The sequence below is a fragment of the Streptomyces sp. NPDC051576 genome, from assembly GCF_040681835.1.
Lineage (GTDB): Bacteria > Actinomycetota > Actinomycetes > Streptomycetales > Streptomycetaceae > Streptomyces.
The window spans coordinates 751,209-771,903 of sequence record NZ_JBFAZO010000002.1 but is presented as its reverse complement, the minus strand read 5'-3'; the positions used below and the strand labels follow the sequence as shown (position 1 = coordinate 771,903).

Sequence of the window (20,695 nt, the reverse complement as noted above, 5' to 3'; positions counted from 1 at the left end):
GACCTGAGCTGCACCGGTATCGAGGCTGGCAGTGGTGCATTTGTGTGCAGGAAGGGGCCGGGCCCAGCTGGCGCTGGGTCCGGCCCCTTCTGGTTCAGCGTGTCAGGTCGGTCAGGTGTAGTAGCCGCTGGAGTCGATGACGAGGTCGGTGGTGCCGGTGCTGTCGTTGTAGAGGGTGATGGATCCGCTGGTGTCGGTGGGGGTGAGGGTGAGGTTGGCGAGGGTGTCGCCGGTGCCCCAGTTGATGTTGCTGGTGGCGGGTTTGCCGGTGCTGGTGGGGTAGACGGTGGCGTTGCCGCCGGCTGTGGGGCCGGTGATGGTGACCATGGCGGCGATGGTGGGGGTGGTCGCCGTGGTGACGTGCTGGGTGGTGGTGCTGGTGAGGGTGTAGGTGCTGTTGGCGGCCACGGGGCTGGTCGATCCGCCGATGCCGCTGCGGGTGTCGACCAGACGGGTGGGGTTGATGGTGTGGAACTTCTGGCCGGTGGTGCTGGTGGTGTAGTAGCCGGAGATGTCGGCGAGGACAGCGGTGGCGCTGGCGTGGACGGAGATGGTGATCGTTCCGGAGGTGCCGATGGGGACATCGCCCGAGAGCGAGGCGATGGCATTGCCGGCGTTGAAGCTGAGGCTGGTGTCGGCGGTAGGGGCGTATCCGGTGGCGTAGGTCTGGAGGTAGCCGGTGCCGGCGGCGTCGGCGGCGGCGAGGTTGATGGCGACGGCCGTGGCCGTGCTGGGGATGCCGTTGAGGCCGGTGATCTGCAGGGTGAACGTCTTGTCGGCGGCCACGGTGCCGGTGGCGGTGAGGCTGGTGTGGGCGATGCTGGAGCGGGTGTCCAGGGCGCGGACCGCGCTGGTCAGCGGTGTGTAGGTCTGGTCACCGGTGACGGTGGAGTCGCTGGTGAAATAGCCGGTGACGTCCACGATCAGGGCGGCGGTGCCGCCGGTGGTGTTGATGTGGGTATAGAGGTCGATCTTGCCGTCGTTGCCGACGGGGACGATCTGGTAGCCGGTGGCGGTGGTGGAGGCGGCGAAGTTGGTGGAAGAGGTCTTGGGGCGTTGGGTGCCGTCGGCATAGGTGGTGACGTAGCCGCCGTCGGTCTGTGCGGTGGCGGTGACGTCGACGGCGACCGCGGTGACCGAGGCCGGAATCGTGGCGGGTGCGCCGCTGACCGGGGAGGTGACGCTGTCGCCGGCGATCTTCAGGTGGGTGACGGAGTCGGTTGCGACGGTGCTGGCGCCGGCGGTGATGCCGCTGGTGTAGGTCAGGCCGCTGCTGGAGCGGGTGTCGAGGATGCGGGTGGGGGTGACGGCCTGGTGGTATCCGGCCGGGGTGTAGGGCTGGGCGGGGGGTACGACGGCGCCGGTCCAGGTCTGGACGCGGGCGAGTTCACCGGAGAAGTAGTCGGCGCGGGCGCTGGTGTGCCAGTCGTCGCCGAGCTGGAAGTTGCCCCCGGCTCCGGTGGTGGGGGCGGTGTGGTTTCCGGTGGCGACGAAGACGTCGTCGACGTAGAGGTTCATCACGCCGGTGGTCTTGTCGTAGGTGGCGGTCAGGTGGGCCCAGGTGCCGAGGTGGACGGTGCCGCCGGTGACGGTGTCGAAGCTCCAGGCGGTGCCCGCACCGGTGTTGAGGCTGAACTGCCAGCCGTCCGTGGTGGGGATCAGCAGGATCCCCGAGTCGGCGCTGCCGCTCTGGGAGAGGACCGCGCCGCCGTAGGCGGTGGGATCGGCCCAGACGGATGTGGTGAACGACTTGGTGAGATCCAGGGCCTTGCTGCCCTGGAGGTAGTCGTGGTCGGCGGAAGTGAGGGCGACGTCGGGGTTGAAAAGGCCGTCGGTAGGGGCGGTGACGCCGCTGGTTCCGGTGAGGGTGATCGCGGTGGTGGCCGAGTCGTCGGCGGTCAGGGCGGTGGTGTCGTAGTCGTTGAGGGGCCAGTCGTGGGTGTCGGTGCTCAGGGCCTGGCCGGTAAGGGTGGTCCAGGTGGCGGTGGTGCCGGACAGGGCCAGCTCATGGGCGGCGGCGGTGCCGGTGCTGCTGGTGGTCCACAGGTCGGGTGTGCCGTCGTTGTTGATGTCGGCTGCCTGGAGAGTGGGCTGGCTGACGGAGTCCCAGCCGGTTGAGGCGGCTTCGACGGAGGCGAGGGTCGTGTCGCTGGCGCCGTTGGAGAGGGAGTCGTAGGTCAGGGTCTGCAGGTTGTCGGGGCTGAGGTACCAGAGCTGCCCGTGGGAGGGGTCGCCGGTGTCTGTACTGGTGTCGCGGGCGAAGAGGGCCGGCAGGCCGCCCACGAGGGTGCTGGTGATGGTCCAGCCGCTCCAGCCGGTGGTGCAGTTGGTGGTGGTGCTGGTGTTCTGGGCGAGGCAGTAGGGGTTGTAGTCGGCCAGGTCGGTGGCTTGGTCGGCTCCGGGGTAGAGGCCCGCTCCGGGCACGGAGTTCTCGTCGTACAGGGTGCCGTTGATCAGCAGGAGGAGGTCGGGATAGCCCGTGGGGGTCTCGCCGTTGACGGTGTAGTAGAGGCCGCCGCCGCTGGCGAGGGAGGTGGCGGGAGTGGTGGTGTCGGTGGTGGTGCCGTCGTCGTTGAAGGTGGTCGTGGTCTGGGCGAAGACGCCGGTGGAGTTGGTGATGGGAAGCGAGTCGACAGGCTGGAGGCCGGTGCCGTCGCCCTGGCCGCGCAGGATCTCGCCGCTGACGGCACCGGTGGAGGTGTCGTAGCCGTAGTCCAGGACGTCGTTGAAACCGGCTCCGGTGAAGAAGTGGCCGGTGATGGCCTGAGTACCGGTGAAGGAGGTGGCGGTCTGGGTGGTGGAGACGCCGTTGCCGTCGATACCGATGTTCCGGGCGACGGCATCGACCTTGCCGGCACCGGTGCCTACGGCCTGCCAGAGCCCGGCGGGCAGGGAGTTCTTGCCGCCGACGGTGAGCAGGTCGGCGTTGCCGTCGCCGTTGAGGTCGTCGTAGGCGGCGGTGGCGGGCGCCTGGGCGATGAACCGGTAGTCGTAGGTGTCACCGATGTTGCCGCTGCTGGCGACGGCGGTGACGGTCAGGACGTTGGTCTGGGTGGTCGGCTTCAGCGAGATGGTGGCGGTGTAGGGGCTGGTGCTGGAGGCGGTGACGCTGACGGGGTTGCCGCCGTTGAGCTGGTAGCGGTAACTGCCCGGGGCGGTCGTGGTGTTGGTGTCCGTGATCGTGAAGCCGGCGGCGGTGCCGACCGTGCACAGGCTGTCGCCCGAGGGGCTGTCGGTGAGTTCAGGGCATTGGCTGGTGGTGGAGGTGACGGGGCTGATGGTGGGGGCGCCGGGGGCGGTGGGGTCGTAGTAGAAGTGGCATGTCTTTGACTGACTGCTCGTCAGATCCTGGTCGGTGACGGTGAGATACCAGGCGAACTCGGTTTTCGCGGTGAGCGCCTGGAACGGGCCGGAGGTGCTGGTGTGGGAGTAGAGGGTGCTTGCGGTGGTGCCGCTGGTGGCGTTGATCGCTCGGGCGTAAGTGGTGCCGCTCGACATGTTCTTCAGGGTGAAGTCGGCGGTGAGCGGGCTGGTGGTGCCGTCCGGGTCAGACACTCCGGCGCGCAGGGTGACGTCGCCCAGGCCCAGGGTGGTGGGGGTGGTGGCGGTGCAGCTGGTGGCCGGGCTGGTGGTCAGCGAGGTCGGGATGTTGGGGGTGTGGTCGTAGGTGGTGGTGATGGTGGCCTGCTTGCTGAACTGCTTCCAGGCCAGGTCGTTGCCCTCGTCGGCGGCCTTCAGCTCGAAGGTGGCCTTTGAGTACTTGCCGGCGGCGGCCTGCTCCATCAGTGAGCGGATGTCGAAGGTGACGTCTTCGGGGCCGCAGGAGGTGGACCAGCCGTGGGCGGCGGACTGGGAGTCGAGCAGCTTGAGCCGTTTGGGCTGGTTGTTCCAGGTGGTGCTGGAGGTGATCGATCCGGTCCAGTACAGGTCGACTTCCTCCTTGGTGCAGGAGGCCGACCAGTTCTCGTAGAAGGAGATTTTGGAGCTGATTACGTCCTCTGCGCCCCAGATGCCACTGTGGATGCTGGTCTGGTACAACGCGCGGTTGGTGGAGACGTCGGAGGTCCAGTCGGTGTAGCCGACGTGCAGGGGGCCAGGGGTGGAGGCGGCGGGCTTCCAGAACGTGGTGTCGGGCCACTCGCTGTCGACGAACGCCCATGCCTGCACGGTGTCGGTCTGGCCAGAGGGGACGAAGGTGGGGTCGATGTAGACGGGGTAGACGGTGTTCTTGCCCGTCAGCAGGGTGTGGTCGGGCGAGAGCCGGATCTTCCCGGCGTGGTAGGCGGCCTTCAGGCTGGTGGTGCGGGCGGCGGTGCCGGGCGATGAGGGGCTGGAGGCGAGCGGGTCGCCGGTACGCGTGTCGACACTCTGGCCGGTCTGCGGGTTGGTTGCCTTCGGGGTGCTCGTGGCGGCATGGCCGGAATCCCACATGGTGGGGGCGGTGGCGGAGAAGACGGTGCGCCCGTGACGGTCCTTGGCGGTGATGTCGCCGGCCGCGTCGCTGGCCAGGGTCACTCCGGTGGCCTTGGTGGACAGGGCAAGGTCTGCGAGTGCCGGGTTGGCTGCGGCGGTGGCGTTCTTGACCACGAGGACCTCGCTGAACCCGCCGGTGTCCTGTGCGGTCAACGCGAGATCCACGTCAGGAAGCACCTCGTGGTACGTCGCGGTGGGACCCGACAGGGTCGGTGTGCCGAGGGCGAATCCTGAAGGGAGGGACACGGCGAGCGAGCCGCTGCCCGCCCGCATGGTGGCCAGCGGTCTGTCGGCGGCACTGCCGGCCAAGGTCAGGGAACTGGTGGTCACCTTGGGGGAGATGGTGCCATCCGCGTGGCGGACCAGCGTGGCATCCAGGTCCTCCCACTTGCCGTGCACCAGTTTGCGGACCGGGGCGATCGTCTGTCTGAGCGTCAGCGTCCCGTTCGGGTTCGCGGTCAGGGTGGAGGAGTCCGTGGTGGCGGCGGTCGCCTGGATCGGCTTCCCGGTGGACCGAGCCTTCGCCAGAGCCTGATCCTCAGTCAGTCCGGCGGAGGAGCCGGCTGATGCGCGGGTGGTGGCAGCGCGCGTCGTCGATGTGGCCGCGTGCGCGAGGCCGGGTGTACTCAATGCCCCGGTGACCGCGAGAGCGGCGGCGCTGACGACCAAGCGGCGCCCCCATGCAAGGGGCAGATTTGTCCGCATAGTCTTTTGCACTTTCTTTCCCCAAGTCTTCATGCTGATGGAAAATTCCGCACAGAACGACAGGCCGCCATCGGTAAACCGTCAGCAATGATCCATGTTTTCGCAAAGCGAATTTTGGTTGCTGTTGACGCTGTATCGCGGCGGCCTTTCCCTGCCCCCCCAATGCCGTCGTTCGGGTACGGGCGGTCGGGGGCGGCGTCACCGTATGGGCAGTTGTGGCACGTCAAGTAGATGGTGTGACCCAGATCACTAGATGCACATGTCACGGATGTCTGTTTCTGTAGTTCTTTGTCGACCTCGGCCGCTTCATTTTTTTCTCACTGCTTATTCACCAGGATTGCGCTTTCAGGTATTCCTTTGTCGGCAGACGAGCGATCACGCGGCATGGGCAACAGACGCGTGAACCCCACACGAGCGTCAGCGATTTCGTATGTCGTCGTGATGAGGGGTAGGCCGTGTCAGGTAGAGGCGCGCGCGCAAACAGCGGAGCAGCACGAGTGCGGTATCGCCGCACTGCCCGGCGCCTCCTGACCGGGTGGGCCGCGGTGCTTGCGTGGTCGATATGCCTGAGCCTGGCCTTCGGATCGACGGCGACCGCGCTCACCCAGGCCACCACGAAGGCCGCCTCCACCAAGCCGAAGGCGGACCTCGGTCGCTCCGTCACGGGCCTCAAGCCCGTTACGCACAAGAGCGTGCGTCTCTCCGGCGCCACCCGGCACACGGCTGTACCGACCCGGACGGCATGGCCGGCCGCCACGTCCGCGACCCTGAAACTCGCAGCGCCGAAGCACTCGGCGACGGCGGGCTCCAAGGCCGTCGCGGCGGGAACACCGGTGTGGGCGCAGGCCGTAGCACCCAGCAAGGGCACCTACACGGGACCGACGGCACTTGATGTCTCGGTGAAGTCGCGGGCCCTGTCCACCCGGCTGGGTGTGTCCGGCCCCGTCTGGACCCTCACCACTGGCCAGAGCGCAACCACCGCGGTGTCTGGCTCGGGCCGAGTGAAAGTGGGCCTGGACTACGGCGCCTTCCGCCAGGCCGTCGGCGGCAACTACGCCTCCCGGCTGCGACTGGTGATACTGCCCGCCTGCGCGCTGACCACCCCTCAACTCGCTCAGTGCCGCAAGCAGACACCACTGACATCCCTCAACGAGCCCAACCACACAGCCGTATCCGCAGCTCTCACGCTCGGCAGCACGGCCTCGGTGAAGAGCGCCGCCTCCACCAACGTCAGCCAGGCCGCCGCTGGATCGGTGTCCTCGGCCGTCTACACCGGTGTGGCCTCCCGGTCCACGACGGCGCAGACAGCCTCAACCTCCGGCGCGGCCACCGTGATCGCGGCTACCGACTCCACCGGGCAGGAAGGCGGAGCCGGAGGAAACTACGCCTCAACCCTCTCGTCTTCGGGCTCCTGGGGTCAGTCAGGCTCGTCGGGTGACTTCACCTACACCTACAAGGTGGACTCGCCTGCGGCCTCAACGTCGCTGGCGCCGGACGCATCGCTGTCCTACGACTCCGGCAGTGTCGACGGAAAGACGGCTAACACGCAGGCGCAGGCATCCTGGGTGGGCGACGGATGGACCACCCAGGATTCCTTCGTTGCGCAGGAGTTCACGTCCTGCGCCGACTCGCCGGAGGGCAGCACCGGCTCGGTCACCACCACGGATGAGTGCTACGACGGCCCGGTCCTGACGATGTCCCTGAACGGGTCCTCGACGTCGATCGTCTACGACAAGGACACGTCCACCTACAAGTTGGCCGGCGACAACGGCGCGACGGTCACCAAGGTGACCGGCTCCTCGAACGGGTCCGGCACCTACGACACGTCGTACTGGGTAATTACGGAGCGGAACGGCACCAAGTACTACTTCGGCCGCAACGAACTGCCCGGCTGGGCATCCGGGAACGACACGACCAACTCGGTGGACTCTGAGCGCGTGTACTCCGCCCACTCCACCGACCCCTGTTACAACTCCACAGCCACCAGCAGCTACTGCACCATGGCCTACAAGTGGCACCTCGACTACGTCACTGCCGCCACCGGTGACGCGATGGCGTACTACTACAAGCAGGACACCAACTACTACGGCGCCTACAACGGAGCCTCCGAAGTCAAGTACGTGCGCGACTCCTACCTCGCGCACATCGACTACGGCTTCACCACCGCCACCGGCCCCTACGGCACCGTTCCCGACAAGATCGTCTACAGCACGTCGGGGCGCTGTACCTCCACGAGTAGCAACTGCGGTAGCTCGGAGACCACTTCCAACGCCTCGTACTATCCGGACGTCCCCTACGACCTTGTGTGCGCCTCCGGGGCCACATGTAGCCCGTACGCGCCGTCGTACTTCTCCACCGTTCGCCTGGTGTCGATCATCACGCAGCAGTACTCGGTCTCCAACAGTGCGTATGTGACGGTCGACTCCTATGCGCTGACGCAGACGGAACCGTCGACAGGTGACGCCACGAGCGCCACGTTGTGGCTGTCTTCGGTCCAGCGCACCGGCTCGGACACCACTGCGGGCGGCTCGACCTCGTCGATCACCATGCCGGCGGTGAAGTTCACTGGCTCGGCACTGGAGAACCGGGTCAGTACTTCCACCTATCCTGGCTTGTTCCGCTATCGCATCACGGCGATCACCAGCGAACTGGGCGGAGTGACCGGGGTCTCCTACACACTGCCCACCGCCTGCTCGACCTCGGCCACACCGTCCTCGAACACAGCCTCCTGTTTCCCGGAATACTGGACCCCCAGCGGCTACATCAGCCCGATGCTGGACTGGTTCAACAAGTACGCGGTCCAGGAGGTCCTGGAGACCGACACGACCGGCGGCTCGGCGACCAAGGAGAGCGACTACTCCTACAGCGGTGCGGCCTGGCACTACGACGACGACGAGAACACCAAGGCCAAGTACCGCACCTACGGGCAGTGGCGCGGCTACCAGAAGGTAACCACCACCACCGGCAACGGCTCCGGCGACGCCCAGACCAAGCAGGTCGATGCCTACTACCAGGGCATGGACGGCGACCGGCTCTCGTCCACCTCGAACCGCAGCGTGTCGCTGACCGACTCCCAGGGCGGCAGCCACACCGACTCCCCCCAACTCAGCGGGCAAATACTGGAGTCCACCTCCTACCTCGGCAACGGTGGAGGCGTCGACCACTCCACCATCACCTCGTACTGGATCTCTGCAGCCACCGGGACCCGCACCCGGTCCGGGCTGCCGGACCTGACCGCCAACGCGACGGGCACCGCTGAGCAGTGGACCAGGCAGCGGCTGACCGACGGCGGTACCACGAGCTGGCGCTACAGCGAGACCGACACCACTTACGATGCCACCCGCTCCGACGACGACTTCGGCCTGCCGACCTACACCTACACGCACACCGTGCCGGCCGACACCGCCTACGACCGCTGCACCGCCACCACCTATGCCCCGGCCAACACCAGCGCCAACCTCGTCGGTCTCGTTTCCGGCACCGAAGAGGACTCGGTGGCCTGCTCCGGCTTCACCGAGGGATCCACCACGTCCGTCCCCAACGGGCTGAACACCCTCAGTGCGCCCGCCAGCGTCAACAGGCCCGACCAGGTGGTTTCCGCCACCCGGACGTTCTACGACGACACCACCTTCTCCACGACGTTCCCGCAGGCCGGCGCTCCGACCGTGGGCCTGGTCACGATGACCCGCACGGCCACCGATTACGGCACGGGTGCGTTCACCTGGCGGACCACCGCGCAGAACACGTACGACAGCACCTACCACCGCCTCGCCACCACCACCAGCGGCAATGGCAACGTCACCACAACCAGCTACACGGTGAATTCCGCCTACCTGACCACCGGGCAGTCCGTCACTGAGCCCACCGTGAGCGGGGTCGCCCACAGCGGCAGTTCGACGTTTGATCCGGAGCGGGGCCTGACCCTCACCTCCACCGACGCCAACCACGTGGTGACCACCCTCCAGTACGACGCGCTGGGGCGGGCCACATCGGTGTGGAAGAACTCCCGAGCCACCACCGCGCTGGCGAACCTCACCTACACGTACACGCTGTCCAACAGTTCGCTCTCGGGTGTGGTAACCAACAGCCTCAACGACAACAGCGGTTACCTCACCTCAGTTGCCATCGCGGACTCCCTCGGCCGCGCGCGCCAGACCCAGACCTACACGCCGCAGGGCGGGCGTCTGATCAACGACACCCTGTACGACTCGCGCGGCTGGAAGGCGAAGACGAACACCGACTACTGGGACTCCACCACCACACCCACGCTGGCGTTGGACTCGGTGGCCGACAACCAGGTAGCCGACCAGGACGTGTTTAGCTACGACGGGCTCGGCCGACAGATCTACGACACATCCGAGAAGAACGGCTCGATCGTCTCAACCACCACCACGGTGTACAACGGCGACGCCACCACCGTCATCCCGCCTACCGGCGGCGTTACCAAGACCACCCGCACCGATCCCCTCGGTCGCACCAGCGAACTCGACGAGTACACCACCGCGCCAACGCTGACTACGCCGCTGAACACCGCCACCGACACGCTCTACCTCACGAACGGAACCACCAGCGCCACCACTTACGGGTATGACGGGCACGGCGAGCAGTCCACCATCACCGACGCCAAGAACCAGGTGTGGACCAACACCTACGACCTGGCCGGGGAAGTGGTCTCCAAGACTGATCCCACAGCGGGCGCCACCTCCGACATGACCTACGACGCGGACGGTAACCTGCTCCAGGCCCAGGATTCCCGCGGCAGGTACGTCTCTTACACCTACGACGCCCTCGACCGCAAAACCGGCCAGTACGCCGCAGCCGCAGCCGACCAAACCGCCTACGCCTCCACCAGCTCCCCCGGCAACCAGACCGCGGCCTGGATCTACGACAACGCCAACACCGCCATTTCCGGCATGACCTACCCGGTCGGACACGTCACCACAGCCACCTCCTACAACAATGGCTACGCCTACGTGCAGCAAGCGGTGGGCTTCAACGTCTTCGGCGAATCCCTGGGCGAAGAAACCATCATCCCTTCCGGCGCACAGGGAAGCGTCCTGGGCAAGACGTGGAAGATCACGCACTCCTACACCAGTGTCAACGGGCTTCTGTGGACCGACGGCTACGCCCTCGGCGGCGGCCTGCCTGCCGAGACCGTCACCCACGGCTACAACAACGACGACGAACTGAACGCCCTCGTCGGAACCTACAGCTACCTGCAAAGCACCACTTACAGCGCCTACGACCAGGTCGCCCAGGCCCAGCTCGGCTCCTCCACCGCGTACGCAACGATCAGCGACACCTACGACGCGCACACCGGCAGCCTGATCGACCAACTCGTTACGCGCTCCTCCACCAGCCCGGCCAGCATTGACGAGACCGCCTACACCTACAACCTTGCCGGCGACATCACGCACCAGACCGACACCCGCTCCGGCTCCAGCAGCACCGCTGAGACCCAGTGCTACACGTACGACACCCTCGACCGCCTCACTGCGGCGTGGACCGCGACCGACGCCTGCGCGGCCACCCCCACCAGCAGCAACCACAGCACCGTCGGCGACGGCATCACTGGCGGAACGTACTGGACCAGCTGGACGTACGACGCCATCGGCAACCGGCTCAGCCAGACCCAGCACACCGTCTCCGGCTCCGGCAGCGACACCGAAACCGACAGCGCCTGGTCCAGCAGCCAGCCCAACACCCTGACCGGCACAACCACCACCGGCGGCACCACCGCCTCCACCAGCTACGGCTACGACAGCGCTGGCAACACCACCAGCCGAAACACCAGCACCGGCAGCCAGACCCTCGCGTGGAACAACGCCGAACAGCTCACCAGCGTCTCCAATAGCACCACCGGCACCGCCACCAGCTACATCTACGACGCCGCGGGCAACCTGCTCCTGCAGATCGACCCCAGCACCACCACGCTGTATCTCGGCAGCGAGCAGATCACCCTGAACGACTCCGCCGGCACGGCCACCGGTGTGCGCTACTACAGCACCTCGGGCGGCGCCATCGCCGTGCGTACGGGCACCGGCACCAACTACGGCTTCGAACTCGACTCCGACCAGCACGGAACCAACAGCCTCTACCTCGACTACACCGCCCAGACCCCCACCTGGCGCCAGTTCGACCCCTACGGCAACTCCCGCGGCACCACCACGACCTGGGCCGACAACCGCACCTTCCTCAACAAGACCACAGACACCACCACCGGCCTCACCGACATCGGCGCTCGCGAATACGACCCCACCCTCGGCCGCTTCATCAGCCTCGACCCCGTATTCGAAGCCACCAGCCCTCAAGAACTCGGCGGCTACACCTATGCCGGCGACAACCCCGTGAGCGGGAGCGACCCCACCGGCCTGTGCATGGCGGACATCTGCGGTGTGGGCACTCCCAAGGGCAACGTGGTGGGCGGTTCGAGCGGCATCGTCACCGACGGGCCTGTCGACCCCGGATACAACAGCGCAGGCTACTGCCACAACGGCTCATGTGGCCGGACCCACTACAACACGTCCTGGGGCACATCGCACAGCAACAGCGGAACATCTAGTAACTCCAACTGCTGGCCCCTCTCCGCGTGCTCGACGCCCTCCTATAACGGCGACATGGCGGACACTAGCAAGTCTCGGAACGTAACCCCATTCCTGAAAGAAATACAAAAGAAACTCAAGCAATACTGGAAATATCTAAACCGCACCACATGTACAGCTGAGCAAGAAAGTAACAACGAGGCGTGCTCACCGCTTACTGGCACCTTCCAGATTGGCCCCCTGGGGGATGGCGGTGCACTTGATGTTCCGGCAGGTATGTCTGGCCCAATGGCTGCTGCGCAAAAGATGCTGGATGAGCTGCAGGCTGCTGGCGATGGCAGTAAAACCGCAGTAGTGGCGCGCCTTGATCTCTCCGGGCGTGATCCCATATATGGAGTGAACGGGCACGGACAGCCGTATCCGAGGCCGGCCAGTGTTATGCCCCAGTCGATGGGTCATGCCGAGTCTGATGCATTCATTCAGGCGGCGAATGCGGGGGCTAGCGGTGGAACCGCAAATCTATATGTGGCTGGGAAAATCCCGTGCGGGTTCTGTCGATCCAGCCTCGGCGGATGGGCTAAACATCTCGATCTTGATGAACTGAACGTCTTCGGCCCGAATGGGTATGTTGGTCAATATGTAAAGGGTGGCAGGTATCGCACGCTAGACTGGGGCGACAACCCGCACTAGCCAAAGTAGGTGCCGTGTTCTCCGTAGCCAGGAAGCTGAGCGTTCTACCAGAGGATCCTCGCATGATCCTCGAACTGCTCACGGAGGTGATCTTCGCGTGGCGTGGTGACCCGGAAGGCCCGCAGGGGTGTGCCCTGCAAGAACTAGCAACTGCGGAGAAGCAGCTAGGAAAGTCAATCCCCGGGCCTCTCCGAAGCTTCTTGGCTCTGTATGGACGCAGGGAGGACCTTATGGGTTTCCAGGATCCCCTCCTGCTGCCCGGCGATTTGAGGGTGGATGGAGAGAGCGTTCTCGTATTTCAAGAGGAGAATCAGAAATGTGCGCTCTGGGGAATCGCCGTTGACTCATTGAGCGAGGTTGATCCTCCCGTGCTCTGTAAGAACTTGAATGATGACGGTGGGTGGCTCCCCTATCAGGATCGGCTCTCTGTGCATCTTCTTGAATCCACTCTCAATGAGGTCATGATTTCGTCCGGAAATTCCATGTTTCGCGAAGCTGACGAGAAGGCAATTCGGGAGCTTTTGGATTCCCTTGCTCGAGTTGATATCCCTGAGCATATTTTCTGGGCTGACCCTACGGGCTCACCCGTTAAATGGCTTGCTGGCGCTGAATTTCTCGTGCGTGTGGATGGTGACTCGATCATCTGGGCTTCGGCACCCCTGGGAGGGGATGTCCAAGGCGTGCGCGAGGTTGTTCCTGCAGGGTGGGAGAGCGCGGATTTTTGAGCGCCTTAGGCGGACCGGACACACAACTAAGATTGTGGTTTCGGGGTGACGTCATGGCGGTGTCCGGGCGAGGTCGGTAAGGGCGTCCACGGTGCGGGCCGCGAGGGGGCCCAGATCGTTCTTCAGGTTCGCCGACACGCCTCGGTCGGGCTCAGGTCCGGGGTGCAGGCCGGCAAGGGGAAGACGGTCAGCCACCGCCCCCGTGCGGCCGATAACTTGCGCATCAGCGCATCCTTGTGCTGGGTGGAGTTGTCCCAGGCCAGCACGATCCTTCCGCCGGGTTGCTGGTGAGCGGCATCTGATCTGGCGGGCACACGTTTAGAGGCGATGCCGTTGCCCTACGGGTTCGCGGGTTGTGGTCGTTGAATGAGGACTGCTCGGGTGCCGGTGCGGGTGGGTTGGGGCCAGCTGTGGTGTTCGGCCCGTTTGAGCCGGTAGTTGGACATCTTGCGTTTGACGACGCGTTGGCTGGCTGCGCAGGCGTCTTGCAGGCGGGAGCCGTTCGAGAAGGTCGTGCTGGAGCAGGATCAGGGGACTTTTCTGAGGACTGGTATGGCTAGAGATTGTCCCGTAATCCGGTGTGGCAGCTGAAGCGTTCTCCGGTCATGGGTGGGGTGATTTCAGTCTGATGATCCGAAGTGGATCGAGCCGTTCGTTGGGTTGAAGCCGGCACAGTTCGACCGGCTCGTCGCACTGGTGCGGTGGTTGTGACATCCAAAGAGGTCGGCCATGGCGATTGTCGCTGCAGGACCGGGTGTTGCTGGTGACCACGTACTGGCGCACGAACTTGACGTTGCGGCAGGTGGCGCCGCTGTTCGGGATCTCGAAGTCAGCCGCGGGCCGGGTCCTGGACCACCTCGCGCCGCTGCTGGCGATCTCCCCGGCCCGCCGCAAACGGGAAGACACCGTGTACATCGTCGACGGCACCCTGGTGCCCGCCCGGGAGCGGAGCATCGCCGCCTCGAGCAAGAACTATCGCTACTCGACGAACCTCCAGGTTGTCATCGAGGCCAACAGCCGCCTGGTCGTGGCGATCGGTGACCCGCTGCCCGGCAGCCGTAACGACTGCCGGGCCTTCACCGAGTCCGGAGTGGACCGGGCATGCCGCGGTGTTCCCACCATTGCCGACGGCGGGTACCAGGGCACCGGACTACTCATCCCGCACCGCAAACGACGGTGTCAGAAGCGTCTGAGCTTGCAGCAGGAGGCTGAGAACGCGGTCCACCGTCGGGCCCGGGCGCGTGTCGAGCACGCCCTGTCCCGCCGGAAGAACTGGAAGGTACTGCGGGACTGCCGGCTTAAGGGCAACGGGGTTCACTTGGCCATGCTCGGCATTGCACGCCTGCACAACCTGGCCCTCAGCGGATAACTCAGACCCCATACGGGACAACCTCTAGCCGCGACGCCCTGCTACCAGCCGCCGGGTTGGCCACCCGTGTGCGAGCGGGTGTTTAGAAGGCGCCTGCTCTGTGCCGCGGGTTCGGCAGCCAGGCTAGAGGTTGTCCCGTACCTGGTGTGGCTGTTGGGACGTTGCATGGTCACATGGGCGGGGTGATTTCAGCAGATGATCCGAAGTGGATCGAGCCGTTCATCGGGTTGAGCTCGGCTCAGTTCAACCGGCTCGTCGCGCTGGTGCAGCGGCGGGGCGGTGACAGCCGGCGGGGCCGCCCGTGGCGATTGCCGCTGGCGGACCCCTGCCCGGTAATCGCAACGACTGCCGCGCCTTCGCCGAGTCCGGCGTCGACGCAGCCTGTTGGGGCGTTCTTGTGATCGCGGACGGCGGCTACCAAGGAACGGGACTGTTCATCCCGCACCGCAGACGTCCTGGGCAACAGCATCTGAGCCCTGTGCAGGAGGCTGCAAACGCGGTCCATCGCCGGGCTAGGGCGCGTGTCGAGCACGCGTTGTCCCGGCTGAAGAACGGGAGGGTCCTGCGGGACTGTCGGCTCAAGGGCAACTGGTCCAAGGGTATGGGCCACCTGCTCCACCGAGGTCGCGCGGGCGGACGGTGCGAGCAGGTGACGACGGACCAGCATGGCGCGGCGCTGCCGGTCACTGACCTTCGGACGGATCGCGGCCATGGCGGGCGCTGCCCTGATCGTTGCCGTGTCAGTCCCGGAGCGTTCTGAAGAACGCGCGGATGTCGTCGACGAACAGGCCAGGCACCTCGAACGCGGGGAAGTGCCCGCCCTCGGTGTGCTCCCGGAAGAAGACGGAGCTGTCGGCGGGGCCGAGAACCTTGCGACCCAGCGGGTCGCTGTAGAACAGCGAGGAGGCCATGGGGACAGGGGAAGGACCGCCCCAGCCCGGGTTGCCGGCGTGGGCCAGTTCCCAGTAGAAGCCGCCCGCCGCAGGGCCGGTCCGGGTGAACCAGTAGAGGCTGGCGGTGATCAGGACGTTCTCGCGGCTGATCGGGGTGGCGGGGTTGGCCCACTGCGCGAACATCTCGGCGATCCAGGCCAGTTGGAGGATCGGCGAGTCCGCGAGCCCCGCCGAGAGGGCGTTGGGCGCGGTCGAGTGCAGTACGCGGTAACCCTTCATCTGCGCCCAACTGTGCTGCGCCGCTGCCAGCCCGGCGCGTGCCTCTTCGTTCAGGCCGTCCGGCACCGGGAGATCCTCACCGACCATGCCGAGCTGGAGCCGGTCGCCATGGGTGTGCGCGCCGATCACCCGGTCGGGCAGCAGCATCGCCACCCAGCCGGTCACGCCGGCCCCGAGGCCGCCTCCCTCCACGCCGAAACGCTCGTAGCCCAGCCGGGTCATCAGCTCGCCGAAGGCCAGGGCGGTGCGCTCCAGATTCCAGCCGCGCGCCGAGAGCGGGCTGGAGAAGGCGAAGCCGGGCAGCGAGGGAATGACGACGTGGAACGCGTCGGCCGGGTCCCCGCCGTGCGCGCGCGGATCGGTCAGCGGGCCGCTCGCTTCGAGGAACTCCACGAACGAGGTCGGGTAGCTGTGGTTGAGCAGCAGCGGCGTGGCGTCCGGCTCCAGCGAACGGAGATGCAGGAAGTGGAACGTCTGCCCGTCGATCTCGGTCAGGAACTGCGGCAAGGCGTTCAGCCCGGCCTCGTGGGCCCGCCAGTCGAAGCCGTCCGCCCAGTAGGCGGCCAGCTCGTGCAGGTAGGCGGACGGGATGCCGTGATCCCACTCCGATTCGGCGCCGGGTACCGGGTACGGCGATCGAGTGCGCGCCAGCCGGTCGTGCAGGTCGTCGAGATCGGCCTGCGGTCTGGATCCGGAAGGGGCTGATGTCAGCACACATGATCATCAATAAATGGGCATTTCAGCTGAATCGCCCATGAATAGGCTGTAGAGGTGGTGTCGTGTCAATCGGACCGGGGCGGCGCGGGGACGTCCAGACCTACCTGCAACTCGCAATCGAGATCAACAGCCGTCTGGTGGTGTCGATCGGGGTTCCACTGCCCGGCCAATTGCCAGCACCTCATACGGGAGAACCTTTGGCGCGCTGGCAGTGGTGCTCCTACCCGTTGCTTGATCGCGTTGATTCGCCGACGGCAGACACATTGGGTGGGCAACGGACTGGAATAACGCGGCGAAGCAAGCAAACCTAGAGCGGTTCGGAGAAGTGTGGTTGGGCCCGCTGTTCCTGTGTGCAGTTGGATGCCGGGAGCGCGGAGGCGGGGGCAACATAGCCGACGATCGCCGGTTGGCCAAACCGGCGGTTCTGCAGACCATTGAACCTGTCGCGCTGATCTGCGCGTGGTGCATTCAGTTGTCTCTCCTGAGGAGTTCAAAGCCATGTACGTCGAAGTCATGGAAGAAGAGTGGTCGCATTCCGAGGAGCAGGTTGGATCGCTGCTCAAGGCGATTCATGGGAACGTGGGCGCCCATCGCTCGGTGTACCCCTTCATGCGCACCGTGGCCGAGCAGGCTCTGTTCGCGGGTGAGGCTCGCGCACTGCGTGTGAGTGACGTGGAGCTCCCTGAGGGCGACGGGGGTAAGTTGACGGCCCGTCGCAGGGGGAAGGCGAGGGAGATACCCCTCCAGCCGCAGTCCGTCGAGTTCCTTCGTGAGTGGATCAGCGACGCTGGTCTGCAGGAGGACGACTCACTGTTTCCCGGTAGGCGAGGCGGGCCGCTCTCGGCTCCCGACTACAAGCAGATCTGGGAACAGGCTCAAAAGGCCGTCCTGCCGCAGGACGAGCTGTACCAGTGGCGCCTGGGGGAGCCCATTTCCATCCTCCGCGATTCCCGCCTGGTGCAGTGGCTGAGGATGGGCATCCCGGCCGCCACGGTTGCCGAGTGGGCCGGCATGACCCCGGGTTGGCTTGCGATGCGGTACCCGTATTGCTTCCGCACGGAAAATGCCGACACCGACTTGGACCGCTTGTCCATGGTGTCGGTCCTTCCGGACGTATCCCGGTAGTAGTTCTCGCCCCGCGTGATGGCTTTCCCCCAGAACGCGGGGGTCAACTGCCGTTCCCCTCATGAGCGTTGCCGGCTCTTCCCCGACCGCCGCCCTCATACAGGAAATCAAAGTTCCCCGGCTTGGTCCCATTGCCCGAAGTGGCTGGTTGACCTTCGCCCCTGTACCGGCTGATGGCCCGGCTGCCGACTCGCCTGGCCGACCAACCCATTCCACCGCCAAGGACCCTCCCCATGCCCGCGCGCCTGCTGTCCATTCCCGCTGTCGCCGCCGCCCTGGACGTCGACCGCCGCACCGTCTACCGCTTCATTGCCGCCGGCGATTTGCCGGTCATTGACCTCCGTACCGGTCCAGGGCGCTCCCGCGTGCGGGTCCCGGCTGCGGATCTCGACGAGTTCATCAGCCGCCGGACGGTCGTACCTCCGGCAGCCCGCCGCTGACTGGGCCGTTGCGGCCTCCGTCACCGTTGAACAAGGAGTAGTACCGCGTACCTGCGCAAATTGAAGTCCGGCAAGTGGCAGGCGACCGTACGCAACCGGGCCGGAGACCGGTTCAGCGAGTCCTTCCCCCTCAAGGCCCAGGCGCGGGCCTGGGGCATCGAGCTGGAGACCCAGTTCGCCCGCGGAGGAATGCGCGACCCGCGGTCCGGCGAAATAGCGTTCCGGGAGTGGCACGACCGGTGGTGGAACGCCCGCATCGTCGAACCCCACACCCTGCGGGGCGACGCGTCCAGCATCAAGAACCACGTCATGCCCGACTGGGCGGACTGGGAGATGCGGGCCATCACCCGTATGGACGTCCAGAGCTGGATCCGCTCCCTGGTCGAGAAGGGCGCAGGCCCTGCCGCGATCAAGCGGGCCTACAACCTGACGTCGTCCATCATGCGCGCGGCGGTCGACGACGACGTGATCGCGGTGAGCCCGTGCCGCAGCATCGACCTGCCGCCCATCGCGGTCAAACCACCGCAGTGGTTCACGCCCGACCAGGCGCAGAGCATCCTCGACGGACTCGCCCCCGCCTGGCGGACGATGTGCCTGCTCGGCTTCTACACCGGACTGCGCTGGGGAGAGCTCTCCGGCCTGCACCGCCACCGCATCGACACCCGCCGCTCGCGCCTGTTCGTGGTGGAGGTCAACACCAAGAGCGGAATCAAGGAGTACCCCAAGAGCTCCAAGAGCCGCCGCGAGGTGCCGCTCCCGCCCCACGTCCTGGAGGCTCTCGAACGCCACATCCACCGGCTTGACCGCGACGCCGTGGTCTTCACCACCATCACCAGGGGCCGCTCCGGGCGCCTGCTCGCCGACAGCAACTGGCGCCGGCAGACCTGGTGGCCTGCCGTCGAGGCTGCCTACCACTTCGGCGACGACGGCGAGCTGCAGCTCGTCCCGCACTACCCGCCCCATTCCATGCGCCACACCTGCGCCTCGTGGCTGGTCCAGAAGGGAGTCTCGCTCTACGAGGTCCAGCACCTCCTCGGCCACGAGAGCTTCCAGACCACCCAGCGCTACGCCCACCTCCAGCCGGACGCCCACAAGGCTGTTCTCGGAGCATGGGAGCGTATGGAAACCCCGCTCACCATCGCCGCGTAAACGATTCTTCGCCCTGTCCTTCGTGGACAGGGCGAAGGTGTTTGTGGGCAGGACAGGCTGAGGGCTAAGGGAGCGGGTCGGTTGGCCGGTCGTCGGGAAGCGTCCAGCGACCGTCGGTGTCGAACGGCCATGGATAGGCGTGGGCATCGACCTTCGCCAACTCGCGCAGCACCTCCCGTCCATCTGGGGGATCCGGCGGTGTGCGCAACGGGCCCTGCAGCGGGTCGAGTTGTTCCGCGTACGCCTCGGCCCACTCCAGCCACTCCGTCTCGTCCGTCGCAGCTGGTGTGTCGTCGGCTTGGGCGCGGGCGGCTTGGCAGAAGGCACGGATCTTGGCGGCCTGCTGCCAGGTTCGTACCTGCTCGATGAGGGCATTCGCGCGATGCTGCTCGATCTGCTGCTCGCGAGCCCGGGCGACGGCCGCGTACCAGCGCCGCCGTTCTTCGGCCTCGCGCAGTTCCTTCTCCTGCTCCCGGCGTTCGGTTTCCGCTGCGAGGCGTTCGAGATCCTGCAGGAGATGTCCCAGCCGCGACTCCAGCGTCCACCGCGCGCCGTCGCTGTAGGAGTACGAATGCTGATACCAGCTTCCGGTGGGCGCGCCGAGGGCGAGGCGGCCGTTGAACTCCTCGTCGTACTTGGGCAGGCGAGTCCAGGGGTTGCGCTCCTGCTGGCGCAGTTCCTGGGGGGTCGGCTCATGCGGCACCTTGGACGTTCGCTCCGTGAGGGCGAGAGGAAAGGCCCGGCCCCGGATCACAATCGCCACCGTGTGCACGGCTTCACCGCGGTGCAGGTCGCTCTGGGCCTCGACCGTGTAGCCACGGTTCTCCGCCTCGGTCAACAGCGCGTGCATGATCCGCAGGGCCCGGTCGGCGAGCGGACGCGACAGGTACAGCGGAATGACTTCCGGCTTGCCCCGGGTGTCGATCACGTTCTGGGACCGGCCGAGGGCCTTGCGTGTTGTACGAACGAGACGATGAGGGCGATCCAGGGTCTCCGGAACGTCGACGGCTGGAACCGGGGGAGGCTGGGCTGCCTTCTCGGCCTCCTCGTCGACCAGGGCGAAGACACAGTCGCCGCGTTGCCGGCCGTTCCACCGCAGCTTGTGTCCCTCCGGGACATGCTCATGGTGGAGTGCGTCGTAGTACGCAGCCCGCCACCGACCCCGGGTCTGAGCAGCCGGATCGGGAACCGTGATCTTCCCCGAAGCCGCCTGCAGACGGGAGATCAACTCGGCCCCGTCGGCCGGAGCGCGGGCGGCTTGGGCGGCATCGCCCTCCAGCCGTTCTTTCTCGGACTGCACCTGCTGGGGGTGCTTGCCGTGTTTGAGGTAGTAGCGGCCGTCCGCAGTGACCACCGCGACGTGTCCGCTGCCGCGCCAGGTCCTCTTGATCAGTTTGCGCTGCTCCAGGGCCCAGGCTGTCTGGGTCCGGGCAGGCGGAATGGGCATCGCACTGGAAGCAGCCGCGATTTCGCGGAGCAGGTCGGTCTGCGGCTTCGTCAACGCGTACTTCACGAATCCGGCTCCACTCGACGGCACGCGGGCGGGAAGGCCAACATAGGGCGGCGATTCCCCTCTCACCGTGCGAAG

General features: G+C 66.1%; 8 protein-coding genes and 2 pseudogenes. 7 read left to right on the top strand and 3 right to left on the bottom strand.

Annotated elements, in window-relative coordinates; genetic code table 11:
• Nucleotides 1-111: 111 nt before the first annotated feature.
• Nucleotides 112-5,142, bottom strand: a complete 5,031-nt coding sequence (locus tag AB0M63_RS09075; RefSeq protein WP_366018927.1) for a LamG-like jellyroll fold domain-containing protein — start codon at nt 5,140-5,142, stop codon at nt 112-114.
• 581 nt (nt 5,143-5,723) lie between these two features.
• On the opposite strand from AB0M63_RS09075, the gene AB0M63_RS09070 reads away from it, so the two are divergent.
• The 4 genes and pseudogenes from AB0M63_RS09070 to AB0M63_RS09055 all read left to right on the top strand — a co-directional run.
• Nucleotides 5,724-12,410 (top strand): RHS repeat-associated core domain-containing protein, encoded by a 6,687-nt coding sequence (locus AB0M63_RS09070; protein WP_366018926.1) that lies wholly within the window; start codon nt 5,724-5,726, stop codon nt 12,408-12,410.
• 62 nt (nt 12,411-12,472) lie between these two features.
• Nucleotides 12,473-13,135, top strand: coding sequence for a hypothetical protein (locus AB0M63_RS09065; RefSeq protein ID WP_366018925.1), 663 nt, complete (start codon nt 12,473-12,475; stop codon nt 13,133-13,135).
• Nucleotides 13,136-13,777: 642 nt separating this feature from the next.
• Nucleotides 13,778-14,504: pseudogene (locus AB0M63_RS09060) on the top strand (transposase).
• A gap of 173 nt (nt 14,505-14,677) precedes the next feature.
• Nucleotides 14,678-15,093: pseudogene (locus AB0M63_RS09055) on the top strand (transposase); the annotation flags it as partial.
• A 151-nt stretch (nt 15,094-15,244) separates the two neighbouring features.
• Here the strand turns inward: AB0M63_RS09055 and AB0M63_RS09050 are convergent.
• A complete protein-coding gene (locus AB0M63_RS09050) occupies nt 15,245-16,390 on the bottom strand; it encodes an epoxide hydrolase N-terminal domain-containing protein (protein WP_366018924.1) in 1,146 nt (381 codons plus the stop codon).
• A gap of 501 nt (nt 16,391-16,891) precedes the next feature.
• On the opposite strand from AB0M63_RS09050, the gene AB0M63_RS09045 reads away from it, so the two are divergent.
• From AB0M63_RS09045 to AB0M63_RS09035, 3 genes are all read left to right on the top strand, one after another.
• The gene (locus AB0M63_RS09045) at nt 16,892-17,518 is read left to right on the top strand and encodes a tyrosine-type recombinase/integrase (protein ID WP_366018923.1); all 627 of its coding nucleotides are present in this window, start codon (nt 16,892-16,894) and stop codon (nt 17,516-17,518) included.
• A gap of 233 nt (nt 17,519-17,751) precedes the next feature.
• Nucleotides 17,752-17,958, top strand: a complete 207-nt coding sequence (locus AB0M63_RS09040; RefSeq protein WP_366018922.1) for a helix-turn-helix domain-containing protein — start codon at nt 17,752-17,754, stop codon at nt 17,956-17,958.
• 60 nt (nt 17,959-18,018) lie between these two features.
• Nucleotides 18,019-19,107, top strand: a complete 1,089-nt coding sequence (locus AB0M63_RS09035; RefSeq protein WP_366018921.1) for a tyrosine-type recombinase/integrase — start codon at nt 18,019-18,021, stop codon at nt 19,105-19,107.
• A gap of 64 nt (nt 19,108-19,171) precedes the next feature.
• Here AB0M63_RS09035 and AB0M63_RS09030 read toward each other — a convergent pair whose 3' ends face one another.
• Nucleotides 19,172-20,620 (bottom strand): hypothetical protein, encoded by a 1,449-nt coding sequence (locus AB0M63_RS09030; protein ID WP_366018920.1) that lies wholly within the window; start codon nt 20,618-20,620, stop codon nt 19,172-19,174.
• Between the last annotated feature and the right edge of the window lie 75 nt (nt 20,621-20,695).